Raw genomic sequence first — 18,404 nt, 5'->3', positions numbered from 1 at the left:
TTTAGTCATTAAGTTAAAAGCTGCTTGCACGAAGATTTATTATCTTCAGACCCAAATTGAAGTCCATGAAGAAACCCGCATTTTTACATCCAGGAGACCGAATTCGCATCGTTTCGCCAGCTGGAAAAATTAGTGCTGAAAAAATAAAACCAGCTCTTGAATTACTCCAACAAGAAGGATACGAAGTCGTTACAGGCAAGTCTGTTTTCGATTCTCACTTTCAGTTTTCGGCTACCGACGATCAACGGTTATCCGATTTACAGGAAGCCCTGGATGACCCGCAATGTAAAGCTATTATTTGCTCGCGCGGAGGCTATGGAACAATTCGTATTGCCAATCAATTAAATTTTGATCGTTTTCGACAAAACCCCAAATGGTTGATTGGTTTCAGCGACATTACCGTTCTCCACGCTTGGTTTCAAAAAGAAGGATTTTGCAGTATCCATGGTCCGATGCCGGGTTTCTATTTAAAAGAAGGACAACCTACAGAAAGTTATCATCAGCTAATGCAGCTCATTTCCGGTAAAATACCGGCGTATTCATTCGAAAAAGCAGCATTAAACCGCTCAGGAGAAGCTACAGGGGAGTTGTGCGGCGGAAACCTGTCGATCGTTTACAGCCTGCTTGGAACACCGCAGCAAATTGATTCCGACAATAAAATTCTCTTTATCGAAGATCTGTCGGAATATCTCTATCACCTGGATCGCATGATGTACGGACTTCAGCTTTCCGGATCATTGAAGAACCTGAAAGCCCTATTGGTTGGCAGCTTTACTGACATGAAAGACAATGATTCACCCTATGGCCAGAGTGTTGAAGAAATTATCTTCAATGCTGTTAAAGACTACAACTATCCGGTTTACTTTAACTGTCCCTCAGGACATATCGACGAAAATATGCCATTGGTTTTTGGACAAAACTATTCGATATGCGAGCAGGAGGACAAAATCAGAGTTTCTCCTGTAAACAACTAGTATTTCTTTAGAAATTTCAGGGTTTCTTTTACGCCTTCCTCATAGGAGGTTGGCCTGAAGTTAAAAGCGTTCTCAAATTTCGAAGAATCGAAAATATAAGGTAACTCTTGCTGATACAGCATTTCGTAAAGTTCCTCAGCCATTTTATCAACGTAACCATAGAGCTTCAACGCCCACTTAGGGATTAAGGTACACTTAGGATCTTTTCCCATCTGTTCGGCACACAATTGGGCCCATTCTTGACCAGTAAGACCCGGATTTGAAGTTGGCATATGCCAGACTTGCCCCTGTGCTTCATGTGCATCGGCCAATAAAGCTAAAGCCTTAGCACAATCGCAAGTATAAGTGAATGAATGAGGTTCTGTTAGATTTCCAAGCCACTGGGCTCTCTTCCCCTTTTCAAGATTATGAATAACGAGATTCCAGAGCATACTTGTATGTACTGAATGTGGACCATACAAATCTGCAGACCTGGCGATAATTGCCCGAATGTTTTTCTGAGCCATCTCCTCTTCGAGCTGTCGGGCAATTTTAGCCCTTACCTCTCCTTTTCTACTACAAGGATTGTACGGTGTTTCTTCCGTCATTTTTCCATGAACAGCACCATACATATAGACATTATCAAAGAAAACCAACAAGGCATTTTCCTTAATACAAGCTTCGGTAACATAGTCCATTATGCGAGGCCATTCTTCCTTCCAAACCTCATAGCGGTAAGGCAAACCCGCACACAAATAGACAACCTCCGATCCTTTAACCGATTTTAAAACATCCAGGAAAGAGGTTAGATCACCCTTTACGGATTCAGCTCTTGGCATCGAATAAGCTCGCCGACTAAACAATCGCACTGACTTATTCTGACTTAATAATTCCTCAGCCAAGCAGTTTCCTATAGAACCTCCTGCCCCAAGGATTGTATGCTTTTTGACTTCCGTACCGGAAACTTCCTTTTTATCCATCATTTTAGTTAAATCTTATCGTTCACTTAGGTTCAAATGCAAAGTATAACTATTGGAACAACTCTTTAGTTAAAGACTGATTAATAAAATGAATGGAGGTATTAAAACTACTTAAATATCTTTTTCTTTCTTTCGTCTCCCTTCGACCCACAAATAAATCGTAGGCAAAACCAATAGTGTTAAAAAGGTTGAGGTAATTAAACCACCGATTACTACAGTTGCCAATGGTCGTTGCACTTCGGAGCCCGGGCCTGAGTTGAAAGCCATAGGGATGAAACCTAAACTTGCTACTAAGGCAGTCATCAAAACCGGGCGTAGCCGGTCCCCTGCTCCTTCAACAACCAGTTTTTTAAGCGAGCCGGAATGTTCTTTCCGAAGCTCATTAATATGATCGAGCAATACAATACCATTTAGCACTGCTACCCCAAATAAAGCAACAAAACCAATGCTGGCTGATACAGACAGGTACATTCCCCGCAACCAAAGCAAGAACACACCTCCTGACAACGCAAATGGGAGGTTCAACAGGATAATCATCGCAAAGCGCATGCTGCCAAAATTGAGGTATAACAAGCCAATAATGATGAATAAAGACAAGGGAACAACTAGCAACAAATGGTTCATCGCCCGCCGTTGATTTTCGAAAGTACCTCCGTACTCCAGAAAATATCCGGGAGGAACATTGGCCTTTTTATCAATCGCAGCTTGCAAATTAGCCACGTAAGTACCAATATCGATATTTTTGATATTCACACCAACAATCAACCGGCGCCAACCATTTTCACGCTGAATTTCGCGAGGACCTTCCTGAGCGACAATGTTACTTACACGCTTCAGCGGAATAAATTGTCCGTTCCCCAGGTAAACCGGAATTTCCTGAATCTGTTGCAATTTCTCGCGAATATCCTTCGGATAGCGAACCAGGATATCAAAACGGCGCTGCCCTTCGTAAACCTGCCCGGCCACTTGTCCTCCAATACCGGCTTCTATCACCTGTTGCACTTCATCCACATTCAAGCCAAAAGATGCAACAGCCTCCCGATCAATTTCAATGGTTAAGTAAGGCTGCCCAATTGGTTGTTCTACAAAATAGTTATCCGTACCATCCAGCGAAGCAGTAATCTTCGAGATTGATTCCCCAATTCGGTTCAACTCATCCAGATCTTCCCCGTAAATTTTAACAGCCAAATCTGATTTCACTCCGCTGGTTAGTTCATCAACACGCATGGCAATAGGTTGAGTGAAGTTATAAGCTAAACCAGGTTCGGTTTGCAAATAGGGTTCTATCTGCTTGATAATATCCTCTTTAGTCATCCCTTTTCGCCATTCTTTTGGATCTTTCAACACAACCCATACATCTGTTTGGTGCACTCCCATCCAGTCGTTGGCCAAATCGGAACGCCCTGTTTTCGGAACAACCGTTTTTATCTCCGGAATATTTTTCATGAGTTCACCAGCCAGCCAATTCGCATTTTCGATTGACTCATCCAGAGTTACCGAAGGCATTCGAACCTGTTCAACCAAAATAGAACCTTCCTCCAATTCCGGTAGAAACTCACTTCCAAGTCGCAACATCACAATAACGGAAAATACAAATAGTAGTAGGGCTGAAACCAACACCAGCACCCGCTTCTCCATATGCCATTCGAGTACTTTCAGGTATCGCGGCTTCAGCCAATCAATTAAAATATTTCGACGCAGTTTTACTCCTTTTCGGAATATGATTGCAGCAACCGAGGGAATAAAAACCAAGGCTAAAAGCAAAGAGCCTAAAACAGCTGCTGCCACGGTAATAGCCATCGGCCGATAAAGAATCCCCTCCATTCCACTGAAGGTCATAATTGGCACATACACCAACAGAATAATTAAAACCCCGAAGAAAATAGGCCGAACAACCTGTTTCCCAGCAGAAATGATTGTATCATCCGGAATTTCATCTTCTTTTCGTCCTTGCAACCGATGGATAATATTTTCAACCATCACAACCGAACCGTCGACAACCATACCAAAGTCAATCGCACCTAGGCTCATCAGGTTGGCGGCCAATCCAAATTCGCGCATTCCTATAAACGCAAAAAGCATCGACAAAGGAATCACCATCGCAACGATCAATGCTCCAGAAATTTCCCCCAAAAGCAACAACAAAACCACAATTACCAAGAAGCCACCCTCAACAAGATTGGTTTTTATTGTACCGGTAGTTCGGTTAATCAAATCCGACTGATCATAGAATTTTTCAATTTGAACGCCTTTCGGAAGGTTTTTATTAATTGACGCAATTTTCGATTCAATATCAGCAATTACTTCGCGACCATTTCCTCCGCGAAGCATCATAACAATTCCGGTAACCACTTCCCCTTTACCATCACGAGTAACGCCGCCCTGCCGGATTTGGGTTCCGATTTCAACATCGGCTACATCCTTGATAAAAACAGGCGTATTCTCGCGTTTGGTAACCACGATATTCAGAATATCCTCTCTCTTATTGATTTGTCCAAAGCCCCGAACAATATACTGCTCTCGATTGTGAACCAGGTAATTACCACCTGAAACGGAGTTGTTTTGTGCAATAGCATCAATAATATCCTGAATATTGACGCCATACATCCGCATCTTGCCGGGTTGAATAAGTACATTATATTCTTTCACAAAACCACCAAAAGAGTTGATCTCGGTAACGCCCTTTACAACCTTCAGCTGTGGTGCTATCATCCAGTCCTGAATCTCGCGCAACTCGGTCAATGAATAATTTTCACCTTTCACCTGATATTGGTAAATTTCTCCTAAGGCAGTTGATATCGGCCCAAGTTGTGGCGCAGAAACATCGGGGGGTAACTCATCGGAAATAGATTGCAACCGCTGACTAACCATCTGTCGAGCAAAATAAATATCGGTGTTCTCCTCAAATTCAACAGTTACTGCCGATAAGCCAAACTGCGAAATAGAGCGCACTTCCTTCACATCGGGCAAGCCATTCATCGCCGTTTCAATCGGGTAGCTAACCAGTTTTTCAACATCATAGGGTGAATAGCGTCCGGCTTTTGTAATCACCAAAACCTGAACCGGCGTTACATCGGGCAACGAGTTAATGGGAATTTGCATCAAGGAGTACACTCCTGCAGCAGCCATTAAAACAACCAGCGAAAGCGCAACAAACTTTTGGCGAACTGAGAAAACAATAATTTGGTTTAACATAGCTAGGATCTTGGTTATTCTTCGGCAATCATTTCGTAACGGGAGAGGGCTTTCAGACTGAAAACCTGGGATACAGCAACTTCTTCGTTTTCATTCATTCCTTGCCTCACAATCGCAAATTGATCGCGAATTTCAGCAATCTCAACTGGCCGCTTCTCAAAAAGTGCAGGTCCTTTCTTCACAAAAACAATCGCTTGATTTCCATCATAAGTAACTGCTTTTAGTGGAATGGCAAAAACCTCCCCACTGGAAGAAGTGCTAATTTCTAACCGAACATTTTCCCCTGGTTTCGGCCAGTTTTTTTGGGGACTAAGCTCCACATTCACAACGACTGATCGGTTATCTTCATCCAACCCCGGGTTCACGGACGAAATCAGAGCAATCAGCTTCTCCTGATCGTTGTCGCGTCTCGAAATCATAACCGTATCCCCGGGATTAACAAAACGAGCATCCTCGGGGCTTAAATACCCTTTTACCAAAACCTTTTCCAGATCGATAATGCGACCTAACATATCCAGTGCATTGACCGACTGTCCCAACTCAACCTTTAACTGTTCAAAACTTCCGGATATCGGGGAATGAATTTTTAAACCGGGATCAATTTGATCAACATCCTGAAGTGCCTTAATCTCATGATCGGGGATACCAATTGCCTTCAACTTGGCAACCGCTGCAATAGACACGGTTCGTGCCCGTTCGTAGTCCGACTGTGCCCGGTCTAACTCCGATCTGGAACTAATGGTTTGTTCAACCAGTTGTTTCATTCGTTCCAACCGGGTAGTCTGAAATTTTTCTTCAGCAACAGCTTGTAAATATTCAGCAACAAGGTTCCCATATACCAGACTTTCCAACTTGAATAACTCCTGCCCTTTGTTAACGAATTGTCCATCGTGAACCATAATGCCAACAATCCGACCATCCACAGGTGTGCTAATCACACTCGAATGATTGGTTGCAGGAAAAACAACACCGGATGCCATTAGTCGATAATTGGTAACGTCGCTCGACACTTGCTCCGTTTCAATTGTTAGTTCTTCCTTTTCTTTGTCAGACAAGCGAATAAGAAGTCTTCCGGGTTGCTCTCCGGAAACCGAAGGGGGAGTCTCCGGAATAGCAGTTTTATCTTGCTCCTGCTTTTTCTCTGATGAACAGGAAACTGCTAAAGCCACGATCGCGCATGCTAAAAGCCAGATGGATTTTTTCAATATCATAGTCTTGGTTATTAATAAACTAATTCGAGATTTAAATATTTTTCCAGCTGAACCAGCTGTAGATAGAAGTCGTGCAATGCATCCAGATAACTGCGTTGATTATCTAAATAGGTTTGTTGAGCCAATATCAGATTCATCAAATCAATTTCGCCCAAACGGTAAGCATCAATGCTCAATTGCTGCAAACGAGCCGATTTAGCACTAATCGTTTGCTTGTAACGATCGATGATTTGCCTGCTGGAACTGTAGCTATGCCAGGCATGCTCAATCCGCTCTTTCATTTCCTGCTCAATTCCCTTTTGTTGCCATTCTATTTCGGTTTGCCGGGCTTTTGCCATTTTTATTTTTCCGCTTTGCTCAAACGGCAACCAAATCGGTATACTCAAGCCAACCTCAAAACCATTGTATTTAAAGCCATCGCCATAGTTTTGTTTGTACAAGTTGAATCGAATATCGGGTAAAATATTACTTCGGGCTTCTCTAATCTTATTTTCAGATGCCTCATAAGCAGCAATAGCAGCCAGGTACTCGGGTTGGTGGTGCAAAAGCGACAAAGCCTTAATCTGGCTCACAGTAACCTCCTTGTTATTGAGTGTATCGGAGAACTGAATGCCATAATTGATATCCGGTATTTCAAGCCCCATCAAGCGAAACAAACTATACCTTCCCATGTGAAGCATTCGCTCAGCTTCACTCTGAAAATTCTCAGCCTCTGCAACCTGAAGTTCAGCCTTGGTCAAATCAATACCATTGCCCATTCCGGTTTCAAACTTGGTATAAGCAGCCTTATAAAGCTCATCAGCCAAACCTTTACGTTGCTTACCCAGTTGCTGCAAATGCAGCGCATAAAGTACATCGATATAACGGGACTTCACTTCGGCCGTAATTTGATTTTGTTGCGCCTGAATTTGATAATCCAGGGCCTCTCCTTCCTGCTTTAAGGCCTTTAGGCGATAAACTGTGGTCAAGGGAAAATCAATGGTCTGAGAAATAGTCCACCGACGCTCCTGGAAAGGTTGAGTTGCAGACCTGTTCCGTCCTTCATCAAAATAACTGATTTCAGGAGCTTCAATTCCGGTCAGGGTTTTCCACTCATTTCGCTTCATTTCCATGATAGCACGCGACTGATTCAACATGGCATTATTGGCTAATGCCGAATCAACAGCGGCCTCAAGAGTCAATAATTGGTTCTGACCAAACAAACAAAACGGAAATAAGAGAAAGAATAAGGTTAAGGTTTTAGTCATAATCTTGTTTAAAGCAAATGTTTAATTTGAAACAGACAATCCAGCAAAAATGTTCTCTACTAAATTTACGATATTTGTATCAAATAATAAACTGATTAGTCGAACTTTAACCTCACAAAATGACGAAACAAAAAGAAATAGGGGACAAAGGCGAAGAAATAGCCCAAAAATACCTGCAGAACCTTGGGTACCAGATACTGGAGACGAACTGGCACTTCCATCATTACGAAATAGACATTATTGCGAAGGATGGAGATGAACTCGTCATTGTCGAGGTGAAATCCCGTACAGGAACAGCTTTCGAACATCCCAGCGAGGCTGTTGGAAAGCGAAAAATCCGTTTCCTGATTGAAGCTGCCGAAGCCTACATTTTCAAAACCGACAGTCATTGCGACACCCGTTTCGATGTTATAACAATCATTTTCCTAAACGATCAGTATACATTGGAACATTACAAAGATGCTTTTTACCCAACGGCATAAAATAATCCGTAATTTTGAGGTATGAATATTGAAGAGCTCCGAGATTATTGCATTTCGAAAAAAGGTACGACCGAGGAGTTTCCTTTTGACGAAACTACGCTTGTTTTCAAAGTGATGGGGAAAATGTTTGTTTTAACCGATTTGGAAAGCGAATTTGCCATCACCCTGAAATGTAATCCGGATAAAGCAATCGAACTACGGGAAGAATTTTCGTGCATAACACCGGCTTTTCATATGAATAAGTCGCATTGGAATACCATTCGCATTGATGGTTCACTAAGCGAAAACTTCCTGGAAAACCTGGTTGACGAATCATACAACTTAGTCGTTGAGAAATTAACCCGTAAACAGAAAGACGAATTACGAAACCTTTAGCTAAAAAGATGATTGAATTTGAATTAAACACGGAGTACATTGAATTAATAAAGTTGCTTAAACTACTTCAGCTGGTCGAATCAGGCGGACAGGCGAAATTGGTTGTCGACGAAGGCTACGTTTTTCTCAACGGCGAAGTTGAGCATCGGAAAAGAGCTAAAATTCGCTCCGGAGATGTCATCGAGTTCGATGGACAACAAATCCTTATAAAATAAAGCAAGCCGGCAGATCTCTGCCGGCTTTTTAAATGCTTGTGCGCTTAAGAGTGGAATGAAAGAGAAAAATAAAATTGGTTTACTATACGCATGGTATATTCTAAAAGCAAAACAAAGTTAAGCCAGAAACAGGATACATGTCAAGTTATTTCAAAAGAACTTCATGAACGACTATAAATTCTGGATGAAACGACATTCTCGCTATACGAAGGATACTTTTCTCATTTCAAAATCGATCTAATTTTAGCCCGGTTTGACTTATTGCTTCCAAGTAATCTTCCTTTAAAAAGCAGATAGAGGTAACCAGGAGTTTCAGCTTCTTAATCAAAACAACAAAGATCCCCGAATCCAAACAAACAGAAATCACATTTTTGCCTAAAAAAGAAAGCCGACAGGAAACTGTCGGCTTGGAATGCTTGTGCGCTTAAGAGTGGAATGAAAGAGAAAAATAAAATTGTTTCTACATCGTGTAGTTTCTAAAAGCATAACAAAGTTACGCCAGAAACATAATACAAGTCAACTTGAAATCTGTCGTTTCATGCGAAATAGCAACTTCGCCATTCAAACTATCAGGTTGATCGTACAAATACCCATTTTGATCGATCAAAAATTAAAAATTAACGTTCAATCCCACTCCAAACAGTTCCTTAAACTGAATACGTGGCCCATCAACAACCCCATCATTATTGACATCAATTTTGATATCGTTATCATAAATCATGTTCGTAATCAACTTGGCCGACATGAAATTGTTAATTTTCATATTAATGGTCATATCCCAGTTTACATCCATATTTTGTGGTTGATCCAGATAGTTGGAGAAAAGATCAAATTTCGACTCCAGAGATACATTCTTCACAAGCTCATACTTAATTGCTGTCTTTAAATAGGCACCCAACTCCCACCGGCTTTTACGACCAGAATCAACACCAAAGGCACCGGCATCTGATAACGTTTGATCGGTAACTAAAGTTAGCTTACCGGTTAAGGGTGATACAAATAGTGAAAAATGCTCATTCGGCTTATAATCCATCCCCAGAGCCATGGTAATATAGGCCGGAGCCAGAAAACGGGAAATCACTGGCCGCTCATCAATCTTGTAATCGTAGCCATCTGTAAACTGCGATTTAAAGCTCGCCAAAACAGAGTAGTAGAACTTTTCGGTAGCTTTATATCCCAGTTTTGAGCTAAAATCGATCTTGTCTTCAGATTTTAAAACCTTATCATTTTCTTGCTTTAAAAGCCCATAGCCCATATCTAGTGTGTTTTCCCAGCTCACCTTGTCCTTTTGGTAGTTCCCGAACAAGTTCACCAGAAAAGTCCCCGATGCTGAACTTTTGCCCCCGGCAACCCAGTTTGACAGGGATACCTGGCTAAAATTAACGGAGGCAGAGCCCCCGGTCTTCCATACTTTTACCGAGTCAGCAGGAGCTTGAGCTGCCGCAAAAAGCGGCAGCATTAAGGCTATAAATAGTAATTTCCTCATGGAATCTTATTTATCCAGATGTACATCCATTTGTGGAAATGGAATATGTAATCCGTTTTTATCAAATTCTTTGTAAACCAGTTCATTCATATTGAAGAAGACTCCCCAATAGTCAGAAGCTTTCACCCAAACACGAACAGTAATATTCACTGAGCTATCAGCCAACGCTCCTAAAACAATAAATGGCTCAGGGGTTTTCATAATTCGTTCATCTTTCTCGATCAACTTGAGTAATAAAGCTTTTGCATCGTCGTAACTATCTCCGTAGGCAATACCGAAAGAGAAATCAACACGACGGGTTTCCTCCGTTGAGAAATTAGTTAACGAACCGGTAGACAAGCCTCCGTTCGGAATCAGAATCGTTTTGTTATCCGGAGTTTTTAGCACTGTAATGAAAATCTGAATCTCGGAAACAGTTCCCATATGTCCTTGTGCATCGATAAAATCACCCACTTTAAATGGCTTAAAGATTAAAATCATAACACCACCGGCAAAGTTTTGCAAAGTTCCCGAAAGAGCCATACCTACAGCCAAACCGGCAGCACCCAGAATTGCAATGAAAGAAGTCATCTGTATACCAACCATACTGATTACAGTGATAAACAGCATGATCTTTAACATGATGCCTGTTAAACTATTGATAAAACCTCTTAATGATGGATCTACTGATTTTTTCTCCATCACACGGGCCAGCCCTTTTACAATAAGTTTGATGATCCACAAACCAATAATCAAGGCAATAATAGCCATAACGACTTTCAACCCGTAGGTAACGATTAACTCTCTAATCGCTCCTGATTCTTTTTCAAAAATTTCCATACTTTTTGAGATAAAATGATTAATTGTTTAGTCCTTTCAAACAAATTTACGCTATTAAGGTTTTACAACGCAAGTTATGGCAATAAAAAAGGGATATTCTCTTCGAAAATATCCCTGACTAACTAACTAAACTAAATATACCCTAGGCTATATTCTCTAATAGCTCAAGTGAATCTTTAACCTGAAGAAGATTTCTCGCCTGATCTTCTTCAATATCGACATTCAATGTTTCTTCCATGTAGAAAAGAAATAAATTCCAGTCCAACTGGTCAAACTTCAAGTCTTCCTGAAAAGATGCATCCAATTCAATTGCATCCCGGGCAACTCCTGTTTTACGAAGCACTTTGTAAAGTGTCCTTCTTGCAGTTTTATTTTCCATTTTTCTCTTGTTTTCTGATAACCTTCTGGCTACTAATGGTTACCAATTTCGTGCCAAAATTAAAAAATCGAACAAATAATTAAACCGTTCTAACTTTAAAATATGCTAATTGCTATTTGGAAAGAGAAATCGTATGTTTCAATTAGACATTTTCCCACGCATATTTTTCCATTTTGATGCAATTGGAATCAAATTGAGATCATTTAGATCGAACAATCAAAATTAACAATCGGTGTTGCTATTTCAATTTTTAAGAATTTACCTGTATTCTTTCTTTAATAAACTGTAAACTTCTAAGTCAATAAATCGTTTTTGGTGCTTTTCTCCATCACGCTCAATTCCTTCAAGAACAAAACCCAACCGCTTCGGAATAGCAGAACTCTTGTCATTACCAACACCACATTTTATTTGAATCCGATTCATTTTCATCACATTGAAAATAAATTCAATTAGCGCTTTTACCGAACGGGTCATAACTCCTTTACCTGTCATATTTTCAATAAGCCAATACCCAACTTCGGTCTTCAGATTGAGGTAATCGGTATCCTTCAAGCCAATTAACCCCGCAAAGCGCCGATTGTACCAAATAACATACACCTCATCTTTTCTTTCACCCTGTTCTGAAAGGATGGACCGAATAAAAGCCTCTGTATCATCCTGCGTTTTGGTTTGTTGTACAAAGGGTAACCAAGGAGACAGAAACGCGCGATTCGCATCAATAGCCTGAAATACCTGGAAAGCATGTGAATATTTAATCTTCTCTAAGCAAATCTGATTATTGACTAAAATTTCGTGCATAACGTTTTCAATTTCAACAAATGTAGTTCTTTTATAATTTCGTTATACGCTACAGCGCTGAGCTCACTAATTTTATCCGGCTGGCAGAATAATTATATTTGTATGGTTAGAAGAAATAGGCGGCAGTTCGCCATACCTGTGGTCAAATTGCAAAAGCTTATTAAATTTCGTCTCAACCCTTTAAATGAATCTTACAATGGCTAAAATTTACAGTTCGCTTCTGCTTCTTATCATGTTGCTGCAGGTATCCTGTGCAAGCAATAATTCGGGGAAAAAAGGAACAACCGTAGAAATTGATACCGATTACGGGACAATGACCTTCCGCCTATATGACGAAACACCGCAACACCGCGATAATTTTATCAAATTGGCTAAAGAGGGCTACTTCGATGATTTGTTGTTCCATCGCGTGATCAATCATTTTATGATTCAGGGTGGCGATCCGAATTCAAAAGATGCGCCGGCCGGTCAGCGTCTCGGAAACGGTGATCCCGGCTACACCATTCCGGCAGAGATCAAACCTCAGTTTTTCCACAAAAAAGGAGCTTTAGCTGCAGCCCGTCAGGGAGATGTGCAAAACCCGGAAAGAAGATCATCGGGTTCACAATTTTACATTGTACAAGGTAAAGTTTTTACCCCGGGAGCGCTGGACACATTGGAACTAGAAATGAACAACCGAAAAGCCAAAGAAATAAGCCAAAAGCTATTCCGCGAACACCAGGATGAACTCACAAAACTCATGCAAAGCGGCCAACAAGATAGCCTCAACATGCGGTTAGCAGAACTAAAAGAACAAGCCGATCAGGAACTGGAAAAGACTGAACCCTACAAAATTTCAGATGAAAGACGTGCCATTTATACAAGCGAAGGAGGTTATCCCTCACTTGATGGAGCTTATACGGTTTTTGGCGAGATGATCGACGGATTTGATGTTCTGGATAAAATAGCCGCTGTGAAGACAGATCGATTTGATCGTCCGGAACAAGATATAAAAATGAAGGTAAAAGTTTTAAAATGAAATATTTACTCATAGCATTCAGTTTCCTTTTTTTCACCTCTCTGCAAGCTCAAAATCAAATTAACCACCTGGTCGAGATACAAACCAACCTCGGCAACATGCGTTTTAAATTATACAACGACACCCCAAAACATCGCGATGCTTTTATGAAACTGGCACGCGAAGGTTATTACGATGGAACACTGTTTTACCGGGTCATTCAAAACTTTCTGATCCAGGGGGGCTCCAAGTCGTCGCGCAATGCACCTCCCGGAAAGCGCATTGGTTACGGGTCGCCGGAACATACCGTCGACGATGAAATCGTACCGGGACACATCCACAAAAAAGGGGCGCTTTGTGCTCCCCGACAACCCGATGAGGTAAACCCCTTTAAACAATCCGACATCTCACAATTTTACATTGTTGAAGGACAAGTTTTCACCGAGGGAGAACTCGATACCATGGAAATGGCTGTTAACCGTCCTATTCGGCAAAAAATCATTAACGAAGTTTTCACCCCCGAAATAAAAGCGCAACTGAAACAGTTAAAAGCAGAGAAAAAAGTAGAAGAATTCCGAGCAATTGCCGATAAAGTAAAAAGCGATATCGCGGCGAGAATGAAGCTCAATCCAAACACCCTCAAGTTTACCGCCCAACAGCGCAAAGCTTACACAACCGTTGGTGGCTATCCCGATTTGGATGGTAAATACACAATTTTTGGCGAATGTATTTCAGGCTTCGATGTGATTGACAAGATCTCGAAGCTAAAAACCGACGAAAACAACCGCCCATACACCGACGTGAAAATAACCGTGAAAATTATTCAATAGCTATGCTGAAAAAATACAGCCTCATCCTATTGGTCAGCTTGCTGGCTGCCTGCTCTTCAAATCCCCAAAAGCCAACTGAGCAAGTAGCGAAAAAAACAACCGAAGAACAAAGCAAATCGCAAATCAATTACCTCGACTATGTTCCTTCCATCGTAAAATTGGAGAGCTTCGATAATTCTCGGTTTTTGGAAAGCGAAACAGCTTTTTTTGTCGACAGCAATCTTGTGGTTAGCCGGCTAAGCCCCTTAATTGAAGCAAACGCAGCATTAATCACTCCCTGGAACGAAAATCAGAAATATAAGATTGACGGTTTTCTGGCGGTAGACCGGATCAACGATCTAGTGCTTCTGAAAACCTCGGCAATTAGTCGACCGGGAATTCCTTTGGTTGAAGGAGTCGTACCAAACAATCAAAAAAGTATTTACCTCACCAAACCACAAGGGAACACGCTCCCCTTACACAAGGGAACAGTACATAAGCACGGTAATGTTGGTGGCTCCATGCGTTACCAGGTCACCAATCAATTTCGGTCGAAAAGCTACGGAACGCCGGTCTTTTCCGGCGAAAAATGTATTGGACTGGGCTATGCCGATATTATCGACTACGAAAACCAGAACCTGGTGATCCCTTCCAACTTAATTGTGGATTTGATGCAGAAAGCCGGCAAAACGCCCCAGCCCCTGGATCAGCTTAAATCCTCAACCGACAAGGCAACCAGTGAGGCTAACAAACACATTAAAGGCTTACTGATTGAAACCGATATGGGCAACATTAAAATTCGCCTGTACAACCAAACACCCGAATACCGCGATAACTTTATCGCACTGGTGAAAGAAAACTACTACGACAGCTTGTTAATTCACCGGGTAATTAAAGGCTTTTGCATACAAAGCGGAGCGGCCGATACCCGTTACGCCGGTAAAAACGATGTAGTGGGATGGAAAGGACCCGGCTATACACTTCCGGCCCATATTGTTCCCGGCCTGTACCACAAACGAGGTGTTATCGGATCACCACGGAAACCAGACCGCGGCAACAGCAAACGCCGTTCCGACGGTTCTCAATTCTACATTGTTACCGGCCGAACTTATTCCGATTCGGAGCTTGATGATATTAGCAAGGAGACTGGTTACAAATTCACGCCGGAACAACGACGGGTATACAAAACCATTGGTGGCGCTCCGCATATCGATGGCACTTACACCATTTTTGGGGAGGTTACCGAGGGTATGGACGTGGCCGACAAAATCAACGCAGTGCCAGTCGACAGCGAATACCGTCCCCTAAAGGATATCCGCATCCGCCGGATCACCATTTTAAAATAACCAGGCAATCGTTTAATTATTCAAACTTCAATAATTATCTTTGCGCCTTCATTCAACAGCATACGAAGATGTTAGAAAAAATTAAAGAGTTAAGAGAGGAACTTGAGAATATTAGCGCTTCAGCTAAGCAGGAAGTCGAAGAACTTCGCATTAAATACATCAGTAAAAAAGGGTTGATCAGTCAGTTGTTTGCTGATTTTAAAAACGTGGAAGCTGATCAAAAGAAGGCTGTTGGACAAGCAATCAATGAACTGAAAGAATTCGCGCTCAATAAAATCAACGAATTGAAAGAAGGCTTTGAAGCAGCAGAACATGCAGGTGGTCAAACCGACCTGACGATGCCGGCTGAGCCTTTACGCGTTGGTTCGCGCCATCCGCTGTCAATCGTTCGGAACGAAATCATCGATATTTTTGCACGCTTAGGCTTTACGGTTGCTGAAGGTCCTGAAATTGAGGATGACTGGCACGTATTCTCAGCCCTGAACTTCCCGCCGGAACACCCGGCTCGTGATATGCAGGATACCTTCTTCATTCAAAAAGATCCGGATGTATTGTTGCGTACCCATACGTCAAGCGTTCAGGTTCGGGTGATGGAAAAAACACAACCTCCAATTCGTGCAATTTTCCCGGGACGTGTATTCCGTAACGAAGCTATCTCGGCTCGTGCTCACTGTATCTTCCACCAGGTTGAAGGTTTGTATGTGGACGAAAACGTTTCGTTTGCCGACTTGAAACAAACGCTGCTCTATTTCTCCCGCGAGTTGTTTGGCGAGAAAACAGAGATCCGTTTGCGCCCTTCTTATTTCCCGTTTACTGAGCCTTCAGCCGAAATGGATGTAAGCTGCTCAATTTGCGGTGGTAAAGGTTGTAACGTTTGTAAATACACTGGCTGGCTCGAGATTTTGGGTTGTGGTATGGTTGACCCGAACGTTTTGGAACTCTGCGGAATTGACTCGAAAAAATATAGCGGTTTTGCTTTCGGTATGGGTATCGAACGGATTACCATGTTGAAATATGGTATCAAAGATATTCGCCACTTCTTCGAGAATGATGTTCGATTCCTGCGCCAGTTCGAATCAAGCATTTAAGAACGACTAGATAAACCAGTCCAATTATATGTTGCAGGATCGCCACGGCTGTCCTGCAATTTTTTTTTGATGGAAGACTCCATCTTGCCTGTTGAGATCAAGAAATTGCCAATGGGAGGCATACCGCAGCCAATTAAATCAAAAAAATTACCGATTGAACGCTCCACCTTACCGATTGGACCAAAAAAATTGCCTCGGGGACGGTTCCCCTTGCCGATTGGATTAAAAAAACTGCTGGGGGACGGGTCTCACCTACCTCGGGGCTAATAAAATCAAGGTGTTCAGGAAATCTGTCATTCAGATGCTAGCCCAGCAAAATCTCTGTCAGATCATCTACATCTTCGGCAAAATAGTCCGGTTCGAGCTCCTGAAGTTCCTCGTTAATACCAAATCCATAGCCAACAGCAATTGTGGTAATTTCATTGGCTTTTCCACCTACGATATCGAATTTCGTATCGCCAATCATCGCAATTTGGTGCGATGGCTGCAAGCGGTTCCGATCCATCAAATTGGTGATTAATTCGGCCTTAGTTTGAATCGTAGTCCCTTCCGAAGCTTCCGTATCATCGAAGTAGCGCTCCAGCTCAAAATGGCGCAAAATAATGGGTAAAAAGACGGCATGTTTGGAGGTAGCAATGTAAAGCTTAGCGCCATCCGCAAGCAACGCTTCCAGCAACAACTGAATTCCCGGGTAAACCGCTCCTTCATACAAACCGCGCTCACGGTAGTATTCCCTAAACAGGCGCGAACTCACTTCAACCTGTTGATCGTTAAAACCTAAAATATTACGCATTCCTTGTTGCACCGGCGGGCCAATCAGCGAATCAATAATTTCTTCAGCCGGCCGGTCCAAGCCCATTTTACTCAGAACAACCCGAAGGGCATTTAACAAACCCGGTTTAGAATCAATCAGGGTTCCGTCTAAATCGAAAATGATATGTGAGAAGTTGGCCATTTGTAAATCTTTCAAGCAAAGAAAAAGGAAAATTTGCTTTTTGTAAAACTGAAAATCATTTTAATGTCTGGTCTCCTTAGAGTCTTCACTCGTTCTCTTGCCTGTTAATCAGTTCAAAAGATTAAACAGCCCCTTAAACAATCAACACAAATACATTGTTAATCAATCCTATACCTTAAAGCTCTTAATATGAAAAAAATTAACCTCGTTTTGTTTATCCTGTCCTTCGGGGTATCCGCAATTGGTCAGCCGACTGATTCCATAAAATCTCCGGCACCGACTCCGAAGGATCACATTTCCACAACAAAACAGTCGGTAAAAATTAATGGTACAACAATCAATTTGACCGCCAAAGCCGGAACAATGGTCCTTCGCAATGAAGAAAACAAACCAATTGCAGAGTTCGGATTTACTTATTACGCCAAAGAAGGAAGCGACCCGAATCGACCGATTATGTTTGCTTACAACGGTGGACCCGGTTCGGCCTCTGTGCCACTGCATATAGCTATCCTGGGGCCTAAACGTGTGGTTTTGGACGATCCGAATCCCAATAAATCGGCACCTTACGAGGTGGTCAATAACGAGTATTCCATTCTTGATGTGACCGACCTGGTAATGATCGATCCTGTTGGAACCGGTCTCAGTGTCCCGGCCGGAAAAGCAAAATATGCTGATTTTTGGGGCGTCGATCAGGACATCCGAAGCATAAGCCTGTTTATCCAGCAGTTTCTTATTGCTAACGGAAAACTGAATTCGCCCAAATTCCTGTTGGGTGAAAGCTACGGAACATTCCGAAATGCCGGAGTCATGAAATACTTGCTCGATCAGGGAATTACCCTCCGGGGAGTTATCATGGTTTCCTCCGTTTTTGATTTACGATCAATTATATTCCCGCCCAACGATGATACTTCTTACTATGTTTTTCTGCCCACCTACGCAGCTACGGCCTGGTACCATGATGCGTTGGAAAACAAGCCCGAAAACCTGGAAAATTTCCTGGCCGAGGTAGAAAAATTTACACAAAACGTCTACGGTCCGGCCCTGTTGAAAGGGGACCAGCTCAGTGATG

Annotated in this window: 18 protein-coding genes; 9 read left to right on the top strand and 9 right to left on the bottom strand. The window is 42.2% G+C overall.

What is annotated here, in order from left to right:
• Positions 1-65: 65 nt before the first annotated feature.
• Positions 66-974, top strand: a complete 909-nt coding sequence (locus AC37HE_RS16195) for a S66 peptidase family protein (protein WP_500784037.1) — start codon at positions 66-68, stop codon at positions 972-974.
• On the opposite strand, the gene AC37HE_RS16190 is transcribed toward AC37HE_RS16195, so the two are convergent.
• The 4 genes from AC37HE_RS16190 to AC37HE_RS16175 all read right to left on the bottom strand — a co-directional run bounded on the left by AC37HE_RS16190 (position 971) and on the right by AC37HE_RS16175 (position 7,586).
• Complete coding sequence (locus tag AC37HE_RS16190; RefSeq protein ID WP_500784035.1) at positions 971-1,936, bottom strand: NAD-dependent epimerase/dehydratase family protein; 966 nt, start codon at positions 1,934-1,936, stop codon at positions 971-973. The genes AC37HE_RS16195 and AC37HE_RS16190 overlap by 4 nt on opposite strands.
• A 108-nt stretch (positions 1,937-2,044) precedes the next feature.
• Positions 2,045-5,128: an efflux RND transporter permease subunit gene (locus AC37HE_RS16185; RefSeq protein WP_500784034.1), complete on the bottom strand. Its 3,084-nt coding sequence runs from the start codon at positions 5,126-5,128 to the stop codon at positions 2,045-2,047.
• 14 nt (positions 5,129-5,142) lie between these two features.
• Positions 5,143-6,339, bottom strand: a complete 1,197-nt coding sequence (locus tag AC37HE_RS16180; RefSeq protein ID WP_500784033.1) for an efflux RND transporter periplasmic adaptor subunit — start codon at positions 6,337-6,339, stop codon at positions 5,143-5,145.
• Between the two features lie 11 nt (positions 6,340-6,350).
• Positions 6,351-7,586, bottom strand: a complete 1,236-nt coding sequence (locus tag AC37HE_RS16175; RefSeq protein ID WP_500784031.1) for a TolC family protein — start codon at positions 7,584-7,586, stop codon at positions 6,351-6,353.
• A gap of 119 nt (positions 7,587-7,705) precedes the next feature.
• Between AC37HE_RS16175 and AC37HE_RS16170 the strand changes: the two genes are divergently transcribed.
• The 3 genes from AC37HE_RS16170 to AC37HE_RS16160 are packed head-to-tail and all read left to right on the top strand — an operon-like array spanning position 7,706 to position 8,658.
• Complete coding sequence (locus tag AC37HE_RS16170; RefSeq protein WP_500784028.1) at positions 7,706-8,068, top strand: YraN family protein; 363 nt, start codon at positions 7,706-7,708, stop codon at positions 8,066-8,068.
• Positions 8,069-8,089: 21 nt separating this feature from the next.
• Entirely contained in the window at positions 8,090-8,443 is a 354-nt protein-coding gene (locus tag AC37HE_RS16165; RefSeq protein ID WP_500784027.1) for an MmcQ/YjbR family DNA-binding protein, read from the top strand.
• An 8-nt stretch (positions 8,444-8,451) separates the two neighbouring features.
• Positions 8,452-8,658, top strand: coding sequence for an RNA-binding S4 domain-containing protein (locus AC37HE_RS16160; RefSeq protein ID WP_500784025.1), 207 nt, complete (start codon positions 8,452-8,454; stop codon positions 8,656-8,658).
• A 610-nt stretch (positions 8,659-9,268) separates the two neighbouring features.
• Here AC37HE_RS16160 and AC37HE_RS16155 read toward each other — a convergent pair.
• From AC37HE_RS16155 to AC37HE_RS16140, 4 genes are all read right to left on the bottom strand, one after another.
• Positions 9,269-10,144 (bottom strand): DUF3078 domain-containing protein, encoded by an 876-nt coding sequence (locus tag AC37HE_RS16155; protein WP_500784023.1) that lies wholly within the window; start codon positions 10,142-10,144, stop codon positions 9,269-9,271.
• A 6-nt stretch (positions 10,145-10,150) separates the two neighbouring features.
• The gene (locus AC37HE_RS16150; protein WP_500784022.1) at positions 10,151-10,963 is read right to left on the bottom strand and encodes a mechanosensitive ion channel family protein; all 813 of its coding nucleotides are present in this window, start codon (positions 10,961-10,963) and stop codon (positions 10,151-10,153) included.
• A 142-nt stretch (positions 10,964-11,105) separates the two neighbouring features.
• Positions 11,106-11,342: an acyl carrier protein gene (locus tag AC37HE_RS16145; RefSeq protein WP_500784020.1), complete on the bottom strand. Its 237-nt coding sequence runs from the start codon at positions 11,340-11,342 to the stop codon at positions 11,106-11,108.
• A gap of 258 nt (positions 11,343-11,600) precedes the next feature.
• A complete protein-coding gene (locus AC37HE_RS16140; RefSeq protein WP_500784018.1) occupies positions 11,601-12,140 on the bottom strand; it encodes a GNAT family N-acetyltransferase in 540 nt (179 codons plus the stop codon).
• A 196-nt stretch (positions 12,141-12,336) separates the two neighbouring features.
• Here AC37HE_RS16140 and AC37HE_RS16135 point away from each other — a divergent pair, with 196 nt between their 5' ends.
• The 4 genes from AC37HE_RS16135 (at position 12,337) to pheS (ending at position 16,380) form a co-directional block, all read left to right on the top strand.
• Positions 12,337-13,158 (top strand): peptidylprolyl isomerase, encoded by an 822-nt coding sequence (locus AC37HE_RS16135; RefSeq protein WP_500784017.1) that lies wholly within the window; start codon positions 12,337-12,339, stop codon positions 13,156-13,158.
• Complete coding sequence (locus AC37HE_RS16130) at positions 13,155-13,967, top strand: peptidylprolyl isomerase (RefSeq protein ID WP_500784015.1); 813 nt, start codon at positions 13,155-13,157, stop codon at positions 13,965-13,967. The genes AC37HE_RS16135 and AC37HE_RS16130 overlap by 4 nt, the downstream gene beginning before the upstream one ends.
• 2 nt (positions 13,968-13,969) lie before the next feature.
• Positions 13,970-15,292: a peptidylprolyl isomerase gene (locus tag AC37HE_RS16125; protein WP_500784013.1), complete on the top strand. Its 1,323-nt coding sequence runs from the start codon at positions 13,970-13,972 to the stop codon at positions 15,290-15,292.
• Positions 15,293-15,360: 68 nt separating this feature from the next.
• Positions 15,361-16,380, top strand: a complete 1,020-nt coding sequence (gene pheS / locus AC37HE_RS16120) for a phenylalanine--tRNA ligase subunit alpha (RefSeq protein WP_500784011.1) — start codon at positions 15,361-15,363, stop codon at positions 16,378-16,380.
• Positions 16,381-16,684: 304 nt separating this feature from the next.
• Here the strand turns inward: pheS and AC37HE_RS16115 are convergent, their stop codons facing one another.
• On the bottom strand, positions 16,685-17,335 hold the full coding sequence (locus AC37HE_RS16115; RefSeq protein WP_500784009.1) for an HAD hydrolase-like protein: 651 nt from the start codon (positions 17,333-17,335) through the stop codon (positions 16,685-16,687).
• Positions 17,336-17,524: 189 nt separating this feature from the next.
• Between AC37HE_RS16115 and AC37HE_RS16110 the strand changes: the two genes are divergently transcribed.
• A partial coding sequence (locus AC37HE_RS16110) for a S10 family serine carboxypeptidase-like protein (protein ID WP_500784007.1) occupies positions 17,525-18,404 on the top strand: 880 nt, incomplete at its 3' end.

It is taken from the genome of Mangrovibacterium sp., assembly GCF_059905295.1.
Note: the sequence above shows the minus strand (reverse complement) of the source record. Positions and strands in the feature narration are given on the sequence as shown.